The 20,487-nt window shown below is 34.5% G+C and carries 14 protein-coding genes and 3 pseudogenes; 11 read left to right on the top strand and 6 right to left on the bottom strand.

Annotated elements, in window-relative coordinates; all coding sequences use genetic code 11:
- Window positions 1-161: 161 nt before the first annotated feature.
- Window positions 162-563, top strand: a complete 402-nt coding sequence (locus ACZZ95_RS27630) for an MFS transporter (RefSeq protein ID WP_463471528.1) — start codon at window positions 162-164, stop codon at window positions 561-563.
- Window positions 475-1,305, top strand: coding sequence for an MFS transporter (locus ACZZ95_RS27625; protein WP_463471527.1), 831 nt, complete (start codon window positions 475-477; stop codon window positions 1,303-1,305). Before ACZZ95_RS27630 ends, ACZZ95_RS27625 begins: the two co-directional genes overlap by 89 nt.
- A 161-nt stretch (window positions 1,306-1,466) precedes the next feature.
- Here the strand turns inward: ACZZ95_RS27625 and ACZZ95_RS27620 are convergent, their stop codons facing one another.
- A complete protein-coding gene (locus tag ACZZ95_RS27620) occupies window positions 1,467-2,297 on the bottom strand; it encodes a T9SS type B sorting domain-containing protein (RefSeq protein ID WP_463471526.1) in 831 nt (276 codons plus the stop codon).
- A complete protein-coding gene (locus ACZZ95_RS27615; protein WP_463471525.1) occupies window positions 2,281-5,523 on the bottom strand; it encodes a DUF7948 domain-containing protein in 3,243 nt (1,080 codons plus the stop codon). The genes ACZZ95_RS27620 and ACZZ95_RS27615 overlap by 17 nt, the downstream gene beginning before the upstream one ends.
- 132 nt (window positions 5,524-5,655) lie before the next feature.
- Here ACZZ95_RS27615 and ACZZ95_RS27610 point away from each other — a divergent pair.
- Window positions 5,656-7,871, top strand: a pseudogene (locus ACZZ95_RS27610) (B12-binding domain-containing radical SAM protein).
- 1 nt (window position 7,872) lies between these two features.
- On the opposite strand, the gene ACZZ95_RS27605 reads toward ACZZ95_RS27610, so the two are convergent.
- The 3 genes and pseudogenes from ACZZ95_RS27605 to ACZZ95_RS27595 all read right to left on the bottom strand — a co-directional run bounded on the left by ACZZ95_RS27605 (window position 7,873) and on the right by ACZZ95_RS27595 (window position 10,669).
- Complete coding sequence (locus ACZZ95_RS27605) at window positions 7,873-8,637, bottom strand: MBL fold metallo-hydrolase (RefSeq protein WP_463471524.1); 765 nt, start codon at window positions 8,635-8,637, stop codon at window positions 7,873-7,875.
- 85 nt (window positions 8,638-8,722) lie between these two features.
- Window positions 8,723-9,410: pseudogene (locus ACZZ95_RS27600) on the bottom strand (response regulator transcription factor).
- The gene (locus ACZZ95_RS27595) at window positions 9,407-10,669 is read right to left on the bottom strand and encodes a sensor histidine kinase (RefSeq protein WP_095951952.1); all 1,263 of its coding nucleotides are present in this window, start codon (window positions 10,667-10,669) and stop codon (window positions 9,407-9,409) included. Before ACZZ95_RS27595 ends, ACZZ95_RS27600 begins: the two are co-directional and overlap by 4 nt.
- 165 nt (window positions 10,670-10,834) lie before the next feature.
- Between ACZZ95_RS27595 and ACZZ95_RS27590 the strand changes: the two genes are divergently transcribed.
- The 3 genes from ACZZ95_RS27590 (at window position 10,835) to ACZZ95_RS27580 (ending at window position 12,997) form a co-directional block, all read left to right on the top strand.
- On the top strand, window positions 10,835-11,251 hold the full coding sequence (locus tag ACZZ95_RS27590) for a DUF1573 domain-containing protein (RefSeq protein ID WP_463471523.1): 417 nt from the start codon (window positions 10,835-10,837) through the stop codon (window positions 11,249-11,251).
- A 166-nt stretch (window positions 11,252-11,417) separates the two neighbouring features.
- Entirely contained in the window at window positions 11,418-12,020 is a 603-nt protein-coding gene (locus tag ACZZ95_RS27585; RefSeq protein ID WP_463471522.1) for a L,D-transpeptidase scaffold domain-containing protein, read from the top strand.
- Window positions 11,984-12,997, top strand: a complete 1,014-nt coding sequence (locus ACZZ95_RS27580) for a L,D-transpeptidase family protein (protein ID WP_463471521.1) — start codon at window positions 11,984-11,986, stop codon at window positions 12,995-12,997. Before ACZZ95_RS27585 ends, ACZZ95_RS27580 begins: the two co-directional genes overlap by 37 nt.
- A gap of 144 nt (window positions 12,998-13,141) precedes the next feature.
- On the opposite strand, the gene ACZZ95_RS27575 is transcribed toward ACZZ95_RS27580, so the two are convergent.
- Window positions 13,142-13,663, bottom strand: coding sequence for a C40 family peptidase (locus ACZZ95_RS27575; RefSeq protein WP_463471520.1), 522 nt, complete (start codon window positions 13,661-13,663; stop codon window positions 13,142-13,144).
- Between the two features lie 218 nt (window positions 13,664-13,881).
- On the opposite strand from ACZZ95_RS27575, the gene ACZZ95_RS27570 reads away from it, so the two are divergent.
- The 5 genes and pseudogenes from ACZZ95_RS27570 to ACZZ95_RS27550 all read left to right on the top strand — a co-directional run bounded on the left by ACZZ95_RS27570 (window position 13,882) and on the right by ACZZ95_RS27550 (window position 20,406).
- Window positions 13,882-14,361, top strand: a complete 480-nt coding sequence (locus ACZZ95_RS27570) for a hypothetical protein (RefSeq protein WP_463471519.1) — start codon at window positions 13,882-13,884, stop codon at window positions 14,359-14,361.
- Window positions 14,327-14,977, top strand: coding sequence for an SGNH/GDSL hydrolase family protein (locus ACZZ95_RS27565; RefSeq protein ID WP_463471518.1), 651 nt, complete (start codon window positions 14,327-14,329; stop codon window positions 14,975-14,977). Before ACZZ95_RS27570 ends, ACZZ95_RS27565 begins: the two co-directional genes overlap by 35 nt.
- Window positions 14,967-16,358 carry a sialate O-acetylesterase gene (locus tag ACZZ95_RS27560; RefSeq protein WP_463471517.1) on the top strand — a complete coding sequence of 464 codons (1,392 nt, stop codon included), beginning with the start codon at window positions 14,967-14,969 and terminating at the stop codon, window positions 16,356-16,358. Before ACZZ95_RS27565 ends, ACZZ95_RS27560 begins: the two co-directional genes overlap by 11 nt.
- 389 nt (window positions 16,359-16,747) lie before the next feature.
- Window positions 16,748-19,049: pseudogene (gene bglX / locus ACZZ95_RS27555) on the top strand (beta-glucosidase BglX).
- A gap of 400 nt (window positions 19,050-19,449) precedes the next feature.
- Window positions 19,450-20,406 carry an aldo/keto reductase gene (locus tag ACZZ95_RS27550; RefSeq protein ID WP_463471516.1) on the top strand — a complete coding sequence of 319 codons (957 nt, stop codon included), beginning with the start codon at window positions 19,450-19,452 and terminating at the stop codon, window positions 20,404-20,406.
- The last annotated feature ends 81 nt before the right edge of the window (window positions 20,407-20,487 follow it).

Here is a 20,487-nt window from a genome sequence, read left to right as displayed (position 1 = left end):
TCACATGTAATTTGTTAAAAAACCATAACTGTTCTAAAACTAATTCTTTTAAAGATGAATTATTAATAACGAAACTATATTTTTGTAATCAAAAAAAAAGTTATATCTATTTTACATGAAAACGAACCCGAATCAAAAGAACTCCTTAAAACATGTTCTTTTTGGAAGCCTTATTGGCACGACAATCGAATTTTTTGATTTTTATATTTATGCCAATGCGAGCAGTATTGGTTTTCCCGCGACTGTTTTTTCCTAGTTCAGATGCGACAATGGCAACACTAGAATCGTTAGCTACTTTTTCAATTGCATTTTTGTCACGTCCGCTAGGTTCTGCTTTTTTTGGACATTATGGAGACAAAATTGGTCGAAAATTCACATTGGTAGCGGCTTTGCTAACAATGGGTATTTCGACAGTTACCATAGGATTTTTGCCAAGTTATGCCAGTATTGGTGTTCTTTGCGCCCTTATTATTAATGCTTTGTCGTTTCGGGCAGGGTGTAGGTTTAGGAGGCGAATGGGGTGGAGCCGTTTTATTAGCGATAGAAAATGCACCACCAAATAAACGTGCCTGGTACGGAATGTTTCCGCAATTAGGCGCGCCAATAGGATTCTCGCTTTCTGGAGGCACTTTTTTGTTCTTAACAGATTCTATGAGTAATGAAGATTTTATGGATTATGGTTGGAGAATTCCGTTTATTGCCAGTTCACTTTTGGTAATCGTTGGGTTTTACATTCGAACAAAAATTACAGAAACGCCTTCTTTTGAAAATTCTAGAAATGCACATGAAGAAGTTAAAGTTCCATTTTTAGAGCTTGTAAGATCTTATAAAAACCAGCTGATTTTCGGAACGTTTGCGGCAATTACAACATTCTTAGTTTTTTATTTAATGACAGTTTTTACATTAAGCTGGGCTACTTCAGACTTAGGAATTGTTAAAAGAGATGGATTGCTGATTCAGTTATTTTCGGTACTGTTTTTTGTCGCTTTTATCCCAGTTTCGGCTGTAGTTGCAGATAAAATTGGGCGCCGTAAAATGCTTATTATAGCTACAGCAGGTATTGCCGTTTTCGGATTTTTCTTTTCTTATTTTTTAAGTTCGGGAAACATTGTTTTAGTTACCACTTTTGCCTGTATCGGAATGAGTTTGATGGGATTTACGTACGGTCCGTTAGGAACTTTTCTATCTGAGTTATTTCCAACAAATGTTCGTTATTCCGGTGCTTCTTTAACGTTTAATATGGCAGGAATCTTGGGAGCTTGCGTTTGCGCCTATGATTGCAATTTGGCTGGCTTCTACATATAGTGTAAGTTACGTTGGATTTTATTTAATTGCGGCGGCACTAATTTCCTTAATTTCATTTTTGTTAATTAGTAAAGAAGAACATAAGTTTTAAAGACTTTTTTAAACACTAATATTTACACAAAGTCCGCAAAGTTTACTTTACTTTGCGGACTTTTTTTTATTTACCTTTTTAAACTAAAATGACCTGTAAATTCAGTTCCGTTTAATCTGGTGACAATAAACCAATAATCGGATGCAGGTTCTTGGCTTCCTAAATAATTTCCATCCCAAGTAGTGCCTGGAGCTAATTCTTTTATGAATTTTCCATAACGATCAAATATTCTTATTCCTTTATTTGGTGCTAAATAAGCCGAATCAATTGTCCAGAGATCATTAAAACCATCACCGTTTGGAGTAAAGAATTTTGGAAAAGGAAGCTCTTCAACTAAATTAATACAATCTCTATCTGTTGCTTCAAGAATATTGATCGTAACTGGTATTCTGTCACTTTCACAATTACTTATGGTTTGCGAAGCATAATAAGTAATTCCGTTTTCAAGAAGAGTAGACTCAGATAAAGTATTATTAGAAGAAATACTTTCAAACCATTTTACATTCTGCCCGCTAATAGCAATATTGCTTATTTGGGCATTTTTTTGAACACAAAATGTCTGTGGCGAATTTGCATTTGGAATTTGAGTGTCTTGAATTTTTACGGTTACAGCATATCTTTCGCTTTCGCAATTGTTTAAAGTTTGTGTGGCGTAATAAATACCATTTTGTAATGCTGTTGTTTCAGGCAAAATATTGTCGCTTGTTGGCGCATCATACCATTTTATGTTTGTTGCTGTTACATTTAAATCTGTAATTAATGCATTTTCATCTCTACAAAATGGCTGAATGTTATTTCCAACTGGTAAAGCAGTATCATGAACTTGAACTAAAAACGGAGATCTGTCGCTTTCACATCCTATTGTCTGCGATGCATAATAGGTTCTATTGTTTTCTAACAAAGTTGTACTTGGAAGGGAAGTCTGCAGAAAAACTGGTATCGTACCATTTTATGTTTTGCCCAGAGACTTGAATATTATTCAAAGTTGCATTTTCTTTTTTACAAAAAGCTTGATTTCCATTTCCTGTAGGTGGAGAAGGAGTGTTTACAATTGAAACCGTAACTTCAAATCTAGGACTTTCACAACTTCCAATAGTTTGAGAAGCATAATAAGTTTTTCCATCTTCAAGATTTGCTGTTTCCGTTACTAAAGAACCATTAGTTAATGAGTCATACCATTTTATGGCAGTTCCTATAATCTGAATGTCAGCGATTGTTGCATTTTGTCCTGTACAAAAAGATTGATTTGCATTTCCAGTTGGTTTTAAGACATCCAGAATTTGTGAAGTAACTACTGCCCTCGCACTTTCACAGCCATTTATAGTCTGTGAGGCAAAATAATTTTTGTTTGTTTGAAGTGAAGTTGTAATAGGCAAAGGTATTCCTCCCATTTGTTCATCGTACCATTTGATATTTTGACCGGTAATTTGTATGTCATTTAAAGTTGCATTTTGTTGCGTACAAAAAATTTGCAAGCCATACAATGCGGGCAAAGGCTGGCTGGTTATAACAACAGTTTGATTCTGTGTTGATGTATTTCCGTTTCCGTCATTATACTTCCATACAATTGTGTAAGTTCCAGGTAAGCTATAAGATAAAGAATTTGTTGTAGTACCGAGAATTGCTCCAGCACAAGCGTCGGTAGCTGTTGGTATTGTGGTAATAACAGTATTACAGTCCCCTGTGAAAGTTGGAAGAGTTGCTAGATTAGGAATTGGAGCTTCTATATCACCAATAACAACATTGATTTTTTTGGTATCATCGCAACCGCCAGTTCCAGTAATTAAGCAACTGTATTCACCAGTATAAGCTGTAGTCACATTTGGAATTGTCGGATTTTGATCTGTTGATGTAAATCCGTTTGGACCTGTCCAAGAGTAATTTGTACCTCCTGATGCTTTAAGTTCTAATGTTTTTCCAATGCAAACTGGGGAATTGCTTGAGATTAAAGAATTTGAATCACAGTCCTTGAATTTTATAAGAAAGGCATCTCCAGTATTAGGCTGATAATTGCTTTTGTCAGGATAGAGATTTTCTTGGTGTGTTCCTAATGTCGAAATATTAGTTTTACTATTAGTAGATCCAGCTAAATAAATATTGGAATTATCATCAACACATGTCTGGAATGCATTATCTGCCATTTCTCCTCCAAAATATGTCGCCCATTCTCTTTGTCCATAGGTATTGAATTTTACTAAATAGGATTCAGTTCCAGAATTTTTAGTTTCTTGAAAAACATTCTCAGTTGGTTGAAAGCCATTTTCAAATCGACCAGTAAAGTAGATTGAACCATTTTTAGAAACTGATCCTCCTAAAGTTTCTGGAAAAAAATAGCAACCCCATAATTTTTGCCCATTATTGTTAAATTTAAATATGCATCCACTACTATAACTTATTGAGTTTTGAATATAAAATTCTTGAAAAACTCCCGCACTACTAATATTATTTAAACTATTAGTTTTTCCGAAGCAATAAATATTGTAATCTGAATCTAAACCTAAATTGTAAAAATAATCATTGTTTTCTCCACCAAAATATGTTCCCCAAAGGCGATTTCCATCGGGAGTGAACTTTACTAAAAAACCATCATCTCTCATGTTTGTTTCTTGATGAGAATTTTCGGTCGAGATATTATTATTGCTTCTTGAATATCCAAGAAAAATGATATTCCCATCTGAATCGAATCCACAATCAGTTATAGCGTCTAAATTACTGCCTCCATAATATGATGCCCACTGGCGTATACCATCATAATTAAATTTTGCGATAAAACCATCATTTGTGTTATCTGTTAAATTTCCTGCCACAGTTTGATACGCTCCAGCTGTGCTGATACTCTCCCTGCTATTGGTTTCTCCACAAATATAAAAATTCTCGTTAGGGTCAATTACAATGCTGTTTATAGACTCATTTACTAAACCTCCATAATAAGTTCCCCACTTTCTAGCTCCGTCCGAATCAAATTTAGCTATGAAACCATCAAAATAACCACTTTTTACGGGTTGATGACTCATTGGGGTAGTAATATTTGTGGGACTCAAACTTCTACCTGCAATAAAAATATTATTGCTATCCGAAACTTTAATTTTTAGAATTTCATCTGTACTATTACCGCCGTAATAGGTACCCCAAACTCTTGTTCCATCAGAATTGAATTTGGCAAAAAAAGCATCATAATCAGTACCTGCCATAAATGATGTTTGAAAAGCGCCGGATGAAGTAATATTATTTTTACTGTAAGTTACTCCAGCCATGTAAGCAAAATCATCTTTGGTAAAAAGTGAAGTTGCATAATCAAATTCTTCGCCACCATAATAAGTTCCCCAAAGCCTAGTTGGCACAGGATCAATAACAATAGTTTTTCCTTGTGGGTAAAGGGCTGAGTCAAATCCATAAAGATCTTTCCTTATTTTTTTATATGTTACAGCAATCTCTATTTTGCCGTGATCGTCTTCAATCCAGCTTGCAGGTAACGTTTCCTCCATTTTTCCAAAACGAACATTCATCTGGATTTTATTCTCAACCAAATCAGTTTCTGCGCCATTAAATTTTAATTGTATATCAGAAATCTTTCCTTTTGGATGAATTACAAAATTGTATTCAACCGTTTTTTGAGGATCGTTTGGAACTGTAAAAACAACATCAATATTGGGGTAAATATTCTTGTATGTAATTTGTTTGTATTGATAAACTCCAATTATACCTTCTGGTTTGTTTGGGATATTGTAATAATTATCAAAATCTGTTGATTTCTGTTCTGTAATTAATTCAACTTTCGGATTGCTGTTTACAAAATCAATATCTATTCGATGAAAAATATATTCTAAGTTGAATTCTTCTTTTCCTTCATTATCTCTTTCTGGAATTAGATATGGAAGTGTTTTTGCTGTTGACGAACGAACAATTGGCGTTTTTTTTACTTCATAAATATCATAAGAAAATCCATTTTTCTTTAACTGAACATTTAAACCTCCCGAATTCATTAAATACTTAACGTCGGTATTAGGTTTGCCATTCTGATCAATAATCTGTCCTTTATTTTCTTTAAATCCAATAGATTGTTTTTTATTCTGAGAAAATAATTGAGTTGAAATTACTAAAAGAAATAAAAGTAAAGTTTGTTTCATTTGATTATTTTGGATAGCGACAAATGTAATTAAATATCCTACAACACAAAATCAAAAAGGCAAAACAGCGGTCAATAAAATCTTTAGCTTAAAAGTCTCCAAATATCTCGTATTTTTGCAAAAAAAAATCTTTTGAAAACGAAACTTTTTGTAATTACGCTGCCATTTACGCAACTGAATACACCGTATCCGGCAACGGCGTATATAAAAGGTTTTTTAAATACAAAAAATATCGAATCGGTTCAGGCAGATTTGGGTATTGATGTAATTTTAGAATTGTTTTCGAAGAAAGGTCTTATTAGTTTGTTTCAAGTTTCAAGTTCAAAGTTTCAAGTTGTTCGAAACGATATATCTGATAATTCAAAACGAATTTTTGCTTTACAAGACGAATATATAAAAACGATCGATTCTGTAATTCAGTTTTTGCAGGGAAAAATCCAACATTGGCATTACAGATTTGTCAGGAAGATTTTCTGCCCGAAGCTTCTCGTTTTGCACAATTAGAAGAACTCGATTGGGCTTTTGGAACAATGGGAACACAGGATAAAGCAAAACACTTGGCAACTTTATATCTGGAAGATATTTCGGATTTTATTATGGAATGTGTTGATGAAAATTTTGGCTTTAGCCGATATGCCGAACGTTTGGGAAGAAGTGCCAATTCTTTTGATGAATTATACGAAGCGCTTCAGCAAGAGCCAACTTATATTGATTCGATTTTAATTTCACTTTTAAAAGCGAAAATTGAAACGGTAAAACCCACTTTCTTTTTAATTTCTGTTCCCTTTCCTGGCAATTTATACAGTGCATTTCGTTGCGCACAATGGGTAAAGCAAAATCATCCCGAAATAAAAATTTCAATGGGGGGCGGTTTCCCAAATACCGAATTGCGTTCTATTTCGGATAAACGTGTTTTTGAGTTTTTCGATTTTATCACTTTAGATGACGGCGAAGTTCCAATTGAAGAACTTGTTGATAATTTGTCATCCCGAGCGGAGACGAGGGACGAGAAGCGATATAAGCGAACTTTTTTATTAGAAAATGGAGAAGTTGTTTACAAAAATAATTCTTTAAAACACGATTATAAACAAGCCTACGTCGGAACTCCAGATTATTCAGATCTGCCTTTGGATAAATATATTTCGGTAATCGAAATTGTAAATCCGATGCACCGAATGTGGAGTGACGGACGCTGGAACAAACTCACAATGGCGCATGGCTGTTATTGGGGAAAATGTACTTTCTGTGACATTTCTTTAGATTATATAAAAGTTTACGAGCCCGTTGTCGCAAGTCTGCTTTGTGATCGTATGGAAGAATTGATTGAGCAGACTGGACAAAACGGATTCCATTTTGTTGATGAAGCCGCACCGCCGGCATTGATGCGTGCTTTAGCGCTTGAAATTTTAAAACGAAAACTGGCAGTCACGTGGTGGACAAACATTCGATTTGAAAAAAGCTTTTCCAAAGATTTGTGTTTATTGCTAAAAGCTTCTGGATGTATTGCTGTTTCTGGTGGTCTAGAAGTAGCTTCAGACCGACTGTTAAAACTAATTGATAAAGGCGTTACGGTGGAACAAGTTGCCAAAGTGACCCGCAATTTTACCGAGGCAGGAATTATGGTTCATGCCTATTTAATGTACGGATATCCAACGCAGACTATTCAGGAAACTATTGACAGTCTCGAGATGGTTCGGCAATTATTTGAAGCTGGGGTTTTGCAATCTGGATTTTGGCATCAATTTGCACTTACGGCACATAGTCCTGTTGGGTTATATCCAGAGAAATTTGGCGTGACCAAAAAAACAGAAACAATTGGGACTTTTGCCAACAACGATATTGAATACAGCGATTCAACAGGAATTAATCATGATAAATTTAGTTTTGGACTAAAAAAATCACTTTTTAATTTCATGCACGGAATCTGTTTCGATTATGAACTTCAGGATTGGTTCGATTTTAAAATTCCGAAAACCAAAATTCACCCAGACTTTATTTTTAATGCATTAGAAGAACAAAATGATTTCAATACTAAACCAAATGCAAAAGTGGTTTGGCTTGGAGGAAAACCTGCGACAGAAATCTTCGCAAAATCAAAAAAGGGAAGAAGTTGGGAAATGATGTCGCTAACTTTTCATGATAAAAAAGAAAGTTTCAATATTCAAACCGGAAAAGAAGAAGGCGAGTGGCTGACTTCAATTTTGTCTAAAATCTCAATTTCAAACGCTAAAAATTACACTTTTCAAGAAGTAAAAAATGACTTTGAAACTTCATTGGAAGATTTTGAATTGTTTTGGTATTCTAAACCTGTAAATACCTTGCGTGAATTTGGATTATTGGTGCTTTAAATCAATATTCAATACATTCTCCATCATTTGGCACAACGGTTTTACCCAAAAGACCGTGATCTGAAAGCGCATTTTTTAATTGTAATCTGGTCGTTGGACAATGGTTTAAAGCTTCTAGATGATTGGCAAAAACTTTTCCAGGTGCAAGTGTCGTAAATTTTAAAATATCATCCATTCGCATTAATAAAGGCTGACCAAAATCTAATCTTGCAGTACCACAGGCAACAACTGAAATATCGGGTTTGAATTGCGTTAAAACTTTTTCGACATGTTCTGTAAAAACAGTATCGGAACTAATATAAATTGATTTTTGATCTTCCAGTTCAATATGAAACCCCATTACATTTCCCATCAATTTGGCGATAAAACCATAACCATGAATGGCAGGAATTCCGGTTATTTTCCCATCTAAAAATTTTTGAGGTTCCCAATATTCTAAAGTTTGAATAACGCTGAGTCCTCTCTGAAGAAGTGCTTTTTCGTCTTTTGCACTGCAGATTACAGGAACGCTTTTTCGGCGCAAAAATACCTCGCCAGCTTTATCGATATGATCTGGATGCAAATGTGTAATTAAACAATGCGTGACACGGCTTAATATTTCACGGCTGTTTTTTGGCAGCGCTACCAGCGGATTTCGTTTTGGCTTATATCTGAAAATGGTAAAAGGCGGAATCGTTTTTCTTTTGCCTAACATTGGATCCACTAAAATAACATGCTTTTCTGTTTCAATCACCAAAGTGGCATTTCGCAAATGATGTAATTTCATATCGAGGAAATTTAGATATTAAAAATACAAAGTTTTTTGAAATTCTATTTACAGATTTTTCTTTATTTTTAGCAGAATTTTTATTCTATCCAATAGAAAATCTAAAACCAATTCCGTGAAGGTTTTCTATCGAAATTCCTTCTTCATTTGCCAATATTTTGCGGAGGCGTGAAATAAAAACATCCAAACTTCTTCCCATAAAATAGTCGTCTGTTCCCCATAAAGAGGTTAAGATTTGTTCACGCTTTAAAACCGAATTTTTATGATCTAGAAAAAGTTTTAATAATTCGGCTTCGCGTCTGCGTAAGTCCGACCTTTTCTTCATCATTAAAAAGAATAAAGTTTTTGGTGTCAAATTGGTATTTTCCAACTTCGTAAATCGTTTTTAACGCTGGAATATTTTTCTGCGAACGTTTTAAGAAAATTTCAATTTTCAAAAGTAATTCCTCTATGCTAAAAGGTTTTACCAAATAATCATCAGCTCCTAAACGAAGCCCTTTAATTCGGTCTTCTTTTAAAGTTTTGGCCGAAAGAAAAATAATAGGAATATCAAGATCGATTTTTCTCACAGTCATGACCAAATCAAAACCATCCATCTTTGGCATCATAATATCAAAAATGCAGATATCGAAATCTTCTTCTTCAAAAATTTCCAATGCCGATTTCCCGTCAGAACAATGAATTACTTCATAGTTATTCTGTTCCAAATTGTCTTTGGTTAGAAACGCAAGAGTTTCATCATCTTCGGCATATAATATTTTAAAAGTTTTCATTTTTTTAAAGGAATTGATAAGGTTATTGTTATGCCTTTTTCAACATTATTTTCGGCTTTTATTTTCCAGTTCTGCAGTGAGCAGATTTCCTTTACATAATATAAACCGAGACCAAAACCGTTTACTTCGTTGCTTTTTTCATTTTGAACTCTGTAAAACTTATCAAAGATAAAAGATATTTTTTTAGGAGTAATCCCAATTCCATTATCAATAAACTCAAGTTTTAAACAATTTTTTTCTTCCGAAATTTTAATCTTGATATCTGGTTTTTCATTGCAGTATTTTACAGCATTATCCAATAAATTATAAACTAGATTGGCAAAATGGAAAGCATCAGTTTCTACTAAATAATCATTAGATAAAGTTTCAATTGTAAAAACGGCTTCGGGATATTTTAATTTGATATTTGAAATAGCTTCTTCAATTATCGGAACAATCACAATACTTTCCTTTTTAAGCTCTAACGGAGTATAATCTGACTTTGCAATATTTAGAATTTTCTCGATATGACCGTTTAACTTATTTCCTTGATTAATAATAATATCGGTATAAGTAAAGAGCTTTTTATCTTCTTTAATCGGTTTTTGCTCAATTAAATATTTAGAAGCAATTAAAATGGAAGCCAACGGCGTTTTAAATTCATGCGTCATATTGTTAATGAAATCACGCTGTAATTCTGAATATTTTTTTTGCTGTAAAAGTTTAAAAATAGAATAAACGTAAATCAGCAAAATCAGAATCAATGCGGTTGAAAGGATAAACCAAAAACGCATGGAACTGAATAAATAAGTAGTTTCATTGGGGAAACGAACCGCGAAATAATAAACCAGATTTTTATGTTTCGGAAAGTAAACGCTTTTTTTACATTTCTCTTTTTTAGAAAGCGAAATATAGTCACCGTAAATCATTTCGTCGCTTTGGCAATTGTACATTGCGTATTCGAAATCGGTCGTAATATTCATTTTTTTGAATTCCGTTTTTAGATAAAATTCTAAAATATCGGGTTCAAATTCATTATCTATATTAACGATATAATAATCGTCTGATACTTTCTGAACTGGATTTTGAACAGGCAGTTCGTGATTTGTTCCTTCGTATAATTTTTTAGCAACCTCCAATAAAGCAAAGTGTGCTTTCTGGCTTAGTTTTTTTTGTTCGATTGTAAAAGCCTCTTTTGTCCATAACAATTGCGCCACCAAAATACTGATAATGGCGACCAATCCTAAGAGAATGATGCTGTTGAGTTTATTAATTTTCAAGAATAACGAATTTTAAAAGTGTAATATTAAGCAATTTTACCCTGAAAATAAGCGATTAACAAGTCATTAACAAACATTTGAAAGCGGTTAACAGCCATTTCATTTTGTCTGAAATACCTTTGTAATATCAAAATTGAACTATAAACCATTTTAAATATATCCGTTATGAAAATGATCAAAATTTCGATGTTAGCTTTGGCTTTAGGCCTTATGTCTTTTTCGGCAATTGCTCCAGTACAATCTTTAGTTTCAGAAACTAAAATTTCAGAAATTGCGGCGTCTGCAATTGTTTGGAAAGCAGAAACAATTGATGTAGGACAAATTCCGCAGGGAACTCCAAAAGCAATCGTTTACGAATTTAAAAATACAGGAAAAACTGCTGTAGTTATTACAAACGTGCAAGGATCTTGCGGTTGTACTGCAACAGATTATACAAAAGAACCAATTCAGCCAGGGAAATCTGCAAAAGTTACTGCAACATATAATGTCGCTAACAAAGGTGCTTTTACAAAAACAGTTACTGTAACAACAAGTGCAGAAACAACACCAAAAATCCTTACTTTAAAAGGTACAGTTATCTAAGAATTTTAATAGGTTGGTTATATGGCAAGCTCCAGACAAGAAATTGTTTGGAGCTTTTTTTTTGATGTTAATTACTTTTGAATCACCAAAAAAATAGAAATAAGATTTGTTTTTGAAGATTTTGATTTAACAGAATTTTTTCTACTTTTAATAAAAAATTCTACGTATGAAAATTTGGTATTCGCCTTTAATTGCAGTGGTTCTTTTTACAATTTTTTCGTGTAATTCTAAAGCCGATAAAAAAGAGGAAAATTCAATAAAAACAGTTGAAAAAATTCCAGAATTAAAATTAACGATCGACAGCTCCCGTGTTTCTAAATTTTATGAAAGTTATCCTAAACTTTCTAAGTTTAAAAACGACGTAACTTCTTTATATCAAAAAAATAAATCAACTCAGTTGTGGCAGGACAATAAAGGAGTTGTAGAATTTGGAAATACTTTATTCAACCAATACAAAAATTTAGAGCAGGAAGGTTTAAAAGCCAATTATCCTTATAAAGAAGAATTGAATGCTGTTTTTGAAAATAATCCAGCCAAAAAGCTTTCTAAAGAAGATACCGATTTACTGCTTTCTAATTTATATTACTATTACGCAGAAAAAGTTTATGCAGGTTTTGATGAAAAAACAAGCATTTCCTTAGAATGGCTTTTACCTCGCAAAAAATTTAATTACCAAGTGCTTTCAGATTCTATTTTTAAAAAGTCAACGATTCTTGATGATAAAAAAGAAAAATGTTCAGCCAGTATTATAAATTGCGCGACGCCTTAAAAGAATATAGAGAAATAGAGAAAAAAGGCGGCTGGAAAACAATTGAAGCAGGCGAAGATTATAAAAGTTTAAAAGTTGGTGATTCATCAAATGTTGTCGCTCAAATTAGAGAAAGACTCTTTGTTACAAAAGATTTAAAGGAAGATACTAAAAGTGCAGTTTGTGATACGGTTTTAATTAAAGCCATGAAAAACTACGAATTACGTCATGGTTATGCTCCAAAAAACATCATTTTGTTAGAACATATTACCGACTTGAATATTCCGGTTTCAGAAAGAATAAAAACAATTATAGCCAATATGGAACGCCGCAGATGGATCGATCCTGAATTGGAAAAAGGAAAAAAATACATCGAAGTTAATATTCCAGAATTTAAATTGTATTTAATTGAAGATGGAAAAATTGCTTTTACATCGGCAGTTGTTGTGGGAAGAGCAATGACCAAAACAGTTATTTTCAGCGGGATGATGAACAATATTGTTTTTAGTCCGTATTGGAATGTGCCGCCAAGTATTATCAAATCTGAGATAAAACCTGGAATGGCAAAAGATAAAAACTATCTGCAAAAGAAAAATTTAGAATGGAATAACGGCGCGGTTCGTCAGCTTCCTGGAAAGAATAATTCGTTAGGATTAGTGAAGTTTTTATTTCCAAATTCAAGTAATATTTACTTACACGATACGCCTTCTAAAAGTTTGTTTGAAAGAGAAAGCAGGGCTTTCAGCCACGGTTGTGTACGTGTAGCGAAACCTCGTGAATTAGCGATCGAATTACTAAAACCAGATCCATCTTGGACACCCGCGCGTATCGATAAAGCCATGCATGCAGGCAAAGAAAGCTGGTATACGCTGAAGAAAAAAGTTCCAGTTTATATTGGCTATTTTACGGCTTGGGTAGACCGTGAAGGAAATGTAAATTTCTATAAAGACATTTACGGAAGAGATGAAAGTCTTATCAAATTATTGACTGAAGAATAGAAAATGAATTTCACGCAGATTTGGCAGATTAAAGCAGATTTAATTAGATTTTTTACACTTTGAAAATATATAAATCTGCGTGTATCTGCTTAAATCTTTTTAAATCTGCGTGAAAATAAATTTAATGGAAACGGCAAAAAAAAACTATTTAGACAAAACATCAATACATTTATAAAAACGTTTGGTATAATGTTCCGTATCAAGCGCTGTAATGGTAACTTGCTGCGCTTTTCCAGATGATGCATGAATGAATTTAGAATGCATTCCGTTGGCTTCGCAAATAATTCCGAGGTGGCCAATAACCGTTCTGTCTTTATAACCGTAAAAGACCAAAATATCTCCCACTTTAAAATCTTCAGGTTTAAGAGCAGTTCCTAAATTCTTATAACCGCTTGAACTTCTAGGTAAAGTCAGTCCAAAATTACTGTATACATAACTCACAAAACCAGAACAGTCAAAACCTTTTTTGGGATTACTGCTGGCGTAGACGTAAGGCGTTCCCAAATATTTTTTAGCATAAACAATAATCGAATCACGGTTAATTTCGGCGCTGATTTCGGTGCGAGTTTTATTAATTGTGACTTTGTTTTGTTTTTCTTCTTTTTTACAAGTAAAAGAAAAAAGTAAAACAACAGAAAGCAGTAATGTATAGCGGAATGATTTCATTTTTTTGTAGGTAAGAAAATGTTTAAACGATAAAGATAGGTGGTAAATTGCAGATTCAAGATATTAATTTTTTATAAAATGTAAGAATTAACATCTGTAAGACTTCCAATGATGTGTTTATGTGGTGTTTTTTTATTGCTTTTTGATATTTTAGTATCTTTCTGTCTACTTCATTTCAAATATATTTGTGAATCGTATTTATATTTAACAAATAAATTATGTTTCTCAAAAAAATAGCTCTTTTAATTTCGTTTTTGTCGCTTTCGATTGTTTCGACTGCACAAACTCAGAATTCAAGTAAAACTTTTTTATATCAAGGCCGAATCGATAAACTTCAAAATGAAAATGTCATCTTGATCGGAACGGCCTCTTCTGTTTCTTTCAATTTTACAGGAAATGAATGTTCAATTTCGCTTCAAAGCGTTGATTCTTATGAACATCATAATTATGTGTCTTTAGTTTTGGATGGGAAATATCTTGGGAAAATCAAAATAGAAAAAGGAGTCGCACAATCGTTTCCAATAAAAGTTGCTTCAAATAAAAGAGAACATCGTTTAGATATTTATAAAAATACAGAAGCGCAAAGCGGTAATATTTTGTTTGCAGGAACAACGGCAAAACTCACTTCCATTTCTTTCAAGAAGAAAAGGAAAATAGAATTCATTGGCGATTCTATTACTTGCATGCGCGACCAGTGATTCTGTGGATTGCGATAAAGGCGAATACCACGATCATCATAACGGATATTATGCCTACGGACCTGTACTTTCAAGAGAAATTGATGTGAATTATTTAGTAAGCTCGGTTTCAGGAATAGGAATGTATCGCAATTGGAATGATGAAAATAAAGAGGAAGCCATAATGCCGGATGTTTATCAAAATTTATATTTGACAAAAGATACTTCAAAACCAAAATATGATTTTGCTTTTCAGCCCGACATTATCAGTATTGCTTTAGGAACCAATGATTTTTCTGGTGGAGACGGAAAAAAAGAACGTCTGCCTTTTAATCCTGAAAAGTATATTTCGAATTACATCAACTTCATAAAAATGCTGTACGAACATAATCCGAATGCGCAGATTGTAATCACAAACAGTCCGATGGTTGGCGGCGATAGAGGAGTTGTTTTTGAAGACTGTTTAAATAAAGTGAAAGCAGTATTTGATACTGATAAAACACACAAAACAATTCAGATTTTCAAATTTAAGCCGATGACTCCAAAAGGTTGTTTAGGACATCCAGACGTTGCAGATCAAAAAGTTATGGCTGATCAGTATGCTCCGTTTTTAAAAAAGTCGCTAAATGAAAAATAATATTTTTAAGTTTGTTTTCTTTCTATTGATTTCCAGTACTATGATGGCAAACGTTTCGCTTCCGAATATTTTTAGTGACAATATGGTTTTACAGCGCAACTCTGAAGTGAAAATTTGGGGTTGGGCCAATCCGAAAGAAGAAATTAAATTGGTTTCTGGATGGAACAGTCAGGAATATAAAACCGTAGCCAATAATCAGGCGAAATGGGAAATCACTGTTAAAACTCCAGAAGCTGGAGGACCTTTTACCATTTCTATAAAGGGATATAATGAAGTGGTTTTAAAAAATATTTTGATTGGAGAAGTCTGGATTTGTGCTGGACAATCGAACATGGAAATGTCTGCAAGCTGGGGAATTGATGATGGAGAAGAGGAAGCAAAAAATGCGACAAATCCGAATATTCGTTTTTTTACGGTTCCGAAATTAACAGCTGAAAGTCCGCAGAATAATTTACTCGGAAATTGGACAGAATCTACTCCCGAAACCATGAAAAATTTCAGCGCTGTTGGTTATTTTTTTGCTAAACGCCTGCGCGAAGAATTAAAAAATGTTCCAATAGGATTGATTTCTTCTAATTGGGGCGGTACTCCAGCCGAAATCTGGGTGCCTGAAAAAGTTGTTAATGATGATCCTATTTTATTAGAAAATGCTAAAAAACTAAACGAGCAAGAATACGGGCCAAGACAGCCGGGTCGTGCTTACAACGCGATGATTTATCCAATTGTTGGATTTAAAATTGCAGGAACGCTTTGGTATCAAGGAGAATCCAATGTCGGTTCTCTAGTTTATGATAAAACTTTAGGTGCCTTAATTACGTCGTGGAGAAAAGAATGGAAAGATGATTTTCCGTTTTACTATGTTCAGATTGCGCCTTTTAAAACGGGAACAAACAATTTTTCAAATGTAACGGTTAGAGATTCTCAAAGAAAATTATTAAAAGAAGTTTCAAAAACGGGAATGGTTGTTATCAGCGATATTTCGGATACGATTGATATTCATCCTAAAAATAAAAAATCGGTTGGAATTCGTCTGGCTAATTTGGCTTTGGCAGAAACCTATCCCGAAGCGTCGGGATTAAATTCTAATTTGGTTAACGGACCGCTTTTTAAAGCAATTAAAGTAGAGAAAAATAAAGTGGTAGTTTCTTTTGATTATGCTGACGGATTGTATTTTAAAGACAAAAAATCAAATCAATTTCAAGTGGCAGGAGCCGATGGCATTTTCTATCCGGCAGAAGCTTCGATTAAAAATAATGAAGTGATTTTGACCAGTAAAAAAGTTGTAAATCCAGCAAAAGTGAGGTTTGCCTGGGGAAATACAACGCAGGCAGATTTGTTTAATAAAGCGAATTTGCCAGCTTCTTGTTTTGCTACCGAGTAGTTTCTTTGTCATCCTGAGCGAAGTCGAAGCTAAGAAATTAAGACCCAAAGTTTGTCATCCTGAGGAACGAAGGATCACACTCGGGATTCGCCAAAGATTGGAGAATTTCTTTGTAAAAATTTCTTTGTAAAAATTACTGTGTGGAGCTTCTTGTGTGATCCTTCGTTCCTCAGGATGACAAGATTGTGTTGAAATTGAAAAGATCTCGTTACCGTAAATCGCGTGAGGGATAGAAGTGGAAAGCCCACAGCCTGACGAAGGAAGTGCGAGGACTTGAAGCGGATAGCCCGACCCGCTTTTTCAGCGGGACACGCCCAAAAAAATTTAGTAACTCAGTCCTGAAGCTTCGGGATAGCATCTTTTTTTAAAAAACTAACTAAACCACACATATGAAAAATAAAAAAATAATAACTATTGGGGTTTTCGCCCTTTTTACTGTTGGAAATATGAATGCACAAAAAAAGCCGTATCTGGATAAAAATAAAACTGTTGAGCGGCGTATAGATTTGCTTTTACCGTTAATGACGCTGGAAGAAAAGGTAGGACAGATGAACCAATACAACGGTTTTTGGGATGTAACGGGGCCGGCTCCAAAAGGCGGATCAGCTGAATTAAAATACGAACATTTAAGAAAAGGACTAGTTGGTTCGATGCTGACGGTTCGTGGTGTGAAAGAAGTTCGTGCTGTACAGAAAATTGCGGTGGAAGAAACGCGTTTGGGAATTCCGTTAATTATTGGCTTTGACGTAATACATGGTTATAAAACGTTAAGTCCGATTCCGTTGGCAGAAGCGACGAGCTGGGATTTGGAAGCGATAAAAAAATCGGTCGCTATTGCTTGCTGATGAAGCTTCGGCATCTGGAATTAACTGGACTTTCGGCCCGAATGTCGATGTGGCAAATGATGCGCGCTGGGGACGTGTGATGGAGGGTGCGGGTGAAGATCCGTATTTGGGAAGTAAAGTGGGATATGCAAGAGTAAAAGGTTTTCAGGGAGAAACTGTTGCAGATCTTCAAAAAGTAAATACGATTGCGGCTTGCGCGAAACATTTTGCGACTTACGGTTATGTGGAGGCTGGATTGGAATATAATATTGTAGATATCAGTAATTCTAAACTGTATAATTCGGTTTTACCGCCTTTTGAAGCAACGGTAGAAGCCGGAGTTCGTACGTTTATGAATTCGTTTAATACGCTGAACGGTGTTCCGGCAACTGGAAATGCTTTTTTACAAAGAGATATTTTAAAAGGAAAATGGAAGTTTGACGGATTTGTAATTTCTGATTATGCTTCGGTTCGCGAAATGATTGCACACGGTTACGCAAAAGACGAAGCTGATGCCACGGCAAAAGCGGTAATTGCAGGTTCTGATATGGATATGGAATCGTATTTGTATGTAGCTAAATTGGTTGATTTAGTAAAAACCGGAAAAGTAAAAGAAGCCTTGGTTGATGATGCTGTTCGTAGAATTCTTCGTGTGAAATTTGAACTAGGATTATTTGATGATCCGTACCGATATTGTGATGAAAAACGTGAAAAAGAAGTTGTGGGAAGTAAAGCCAACAATGAAGGCGTTTTGGACATGGCAAAAAAAATCAATCGTTTTATTGAAAAACGAAAAGAATTTATTGCCGTTAAAAAAATCTGGACAAAAAATTGCTTTGATTGGTGCTTTGGCAAATGATAAAAACAGTCCGTTGGGAAGCTGGAGAATTGCGGCTTCTGATGATACTGCGGTTTCTGTTTTAGAGGGAATGCGAGCAATATAAAGACAATCAGCTGACGTTTGAAAAAGGAGTTGATTTATTGAAACAAAAAGCAACGTTTTTAACTGAGACAGTTTTTAATACTACAGATAAAAGCGGATTTGAAGCGACAAAAAAAGCGACCAAAAATGCCGATGTTGTGGTAATGGTTTTAGGTGAATATGGTTTTCAAAGCGGTGAGGGAAGAAGCAGAACGGATCTGAATCTGCCAGGATTGCGAGCAGGAATTATTAGAGGAAATTTACAAAGTGAATCCGAATGTAGTTTTGGTTTTAAATAACGGTCGTCCGTTGAGTATTCCGTGGGCGACAGAAAATATTCCGGCAATTGTAGAAGCTTGGCATTTGGGAACGCAGACTGGAAATGCAGTAGCTCAGGTTTTATACGGTGATTATAACCCAAGTGGAAAACTGCCTATGTCATTTCCTAGAAATGTGGGTCAGGTGCCGATTTATTATAACAAATACAGTACAGGAAGACCAATTGACAGTGATAAAAACGTTTTTTGGTCGCATTATATGGATGTGGAAAAAACGCCTCAGTTTCCGTTTGGTTTTGGTTTGAGTTATACCAAATTTGATTATAAAGACTTGAAGATAAATAAAACTGCTTTTGCAAAAGGAGAAAAAGTTCAGGTTACTATTGACGTTACAAACTCTGGAAACTACGACGGGAAAGAAGTTGTACAATTGTATATTCACGATGAATTTGCAAGTATTATTCGCCCAATAAAAGAGTTAAAAGGTTTTGAGTTGGTGAATTTGAAGAAAGGGGAAACTAAAACTGTTTCTTTTACATTGACTGACAAGGAACTTGGTTTTTATGACAACGATGGAAATTATTTAGTTGAACCAGGAACTTTCAAAATCATGGTTGGAGGAAGCTCTGATAAAGGTTTGGAAAGTGGTTTTGAAATAAAAGAATAGATTTTTTTGAGGTGCAAAGTTGCAGAGGTTCAAAGAAGCAAAGGTTTTTTTTGCCACGAATTCACGAATTGATTGTTTAAAAAATTGTGAATTGCTTCGCTAGTTTGCTATCGCTTGGGTCGTGGTGATTTCTAATTTATGCATAGCCCCTAGCTTTAGCTAGGGAATACGATTGGATCAAAAAAGGGCTTTAGCCAAACTTTACAGGTTTGGCTAAAGCCCTTTGGTTTGCGTTTATATCTCCATCCAGCTAAAGCTGGACGCTATTCATTTTAAAACTTAAATAACTTTGCTCCCGAAGGCTCGGGACTGCGCATTTGCGAGATTAAAAAAAAGCGACTTTATTTATTACTTTTTTTTACCTTTAAAACCTATTAAACTATAACCTTAAACTAAAACAATGAAATATAACAGATGTGGAAAAAGCGGGTTATTGTTACCTGAAATTTCTTTAGGATTATGGCATAACTTCGGATCTGTAGATAATTTTGATAATGCCGAAAGTATTGCTGTAGAGGCTTTTGATAAAGGAATCACCCATTTTGATTTAGCTAATAATTACGGTCCGGTTCCGGGATCTGCTGAAACCAATTTTGGTAAAATTCTCTGGCATAATTTTCAGGGAAATCTGCGTGATGAAATCATCATTTCGACAAAAGCCGGCTACACCATGTGGGACGGACCTTATGGCGATTGGGGTTCAAGAAAATATTTATTGTCAAGTTTAGACCAGAGTTTAAAGAGAATGAAAGTCGATTATGTTGATATTTTTTATTCGCATCGACCAGATCCTGAAACGCCTATTGAAGAAACTATGATGGCGCTGGATCACGCTGTTAGAAGCGGCAAAGCGTTGTACGTCGGCATCAGTAATTATTCGGCTGAGCAGACTCGTGTTGCGGTTGATGTTTTAAAACAATTAGGAACGCCATGTTTAATTCATCAAGCAAAATATTCGATGCTGGAACGCTGGGTTGAAAATGGTTTGTTAGATGTTTTGGAAGAAAAAGGAGTAGGCTGTATTGCATTTTCGCCTTTGGCACAAGGACTTTTAACGGATAAATATTTAAAGGGAATTCCAGAAAACTCCAGAGCGCATAATCCGAACGGACATTTGAAAGAAGATGAGGTAACGGCAGAAAGAATTCAGAAATTAATGCGACTGAATGAAATTGCTCAGAATAGAAACCAATCTTTGGCACAAATGGCTTTGGCTTGGTCGCAAAAAGACAAACGAATTACATCGGTTTTAATTGGGGCGAGTTCGGTAAAACAATTGTGTAATAATATTGATTGTTTGGAGAATACTGAATTTTTGCATGATGAATTGAATGCGATTGAAAAGATTTTAGCATAATTTTTTTCCCCCTTATATTTTAAACCCGACAGGTTTTTAAAACCTGTCGGGTTTGGAAACGTAAAGAGTACGGATATATCT

The organism is Flavobacterium sp. AC267 (genome assembly GCF_979258715.1).
The sequence above is the reverse complement of the archived record's forward strand: the minus strand, read 5'-3'. Positions and strand labels throughout refer to the sequence as shown.

Excerpts from the sequence above, each read along its gene's own strand:
- ACZZ95_RS27625 (WP_463471527.1), top strand. The coding sequence starts at position 475 with ATGCTTTGTCGTTTCGGGCAGGGTGTAGGTTTAGGAGGCGAATGGGGT.
- ACZZ95_RS27615 (WP_463471525.1), bottom strand. The coding sequence starts at position 5,523 with ATGAAACAAACTTTACTTTTATTTCTTTTAGTAATTTCAACTCAATTA.
- ACZZ95_RS27605 (WP_463471524.1), bottom strand. The coding sequence starts at position 8,637 with ATGAAATTACATCATTTGCGAAATGCCACTTTGGTGATTGAAACAGAA.
- ACZZ95_RS27590 (WP_463471523.1), top strand. The coding sequence starts at position 10,835 with ATGAAAATGATCAAAATTTCGATGTTAGCTTTGGCTTTAGGCCTTATG.
- ACZZ95_RS27585 (WP_463471522.1), top strand. The coding sequence starts at position 11,418 with ATGAAAATTTGGTATTCGCCTTTAATTGCAGTGGTTCTTTTTACAATT.
- ACZZ95_RS27580 (WP_463471521.1), top strand. The coding sequence starts at position 11,984 with ATGTTCAGCCAGTATTATAAATTGCGCGACGCCTTAAAAGAATATAGA.
- ACZZ95_RS27575 (WP_463471520.1), bottom strand. The coding sequence starts at position 13,663 with ATGAAATCATTCCGCTATACATTACTGCTTTCTGTTGTTTTACTTTTT.
- ACZZ95_RS27570 (WP_463471519.1), top strand. The coding sequence starts at position 13,882 with ATGTTTCTCAAAAAAATAGCTCTTTTAATTTCGTTTTTGTCGCTTTCG.
- ACZZ95_RS27560 (WP_463471517.1), top strand. The coding sequence starts at position 14,967 with ATGAAAAATAATATTTTTAAGTTTGTTTTCTTTCTATTGATTTCCAGT.
- ACZZ95_RS27550 (WP_463471516.1), top strand. The coding sequence starts at position 19,450 with ATGAAATATAACAGATGTGGAAAAAGCGGGTTATTGTTACCTGAAATT.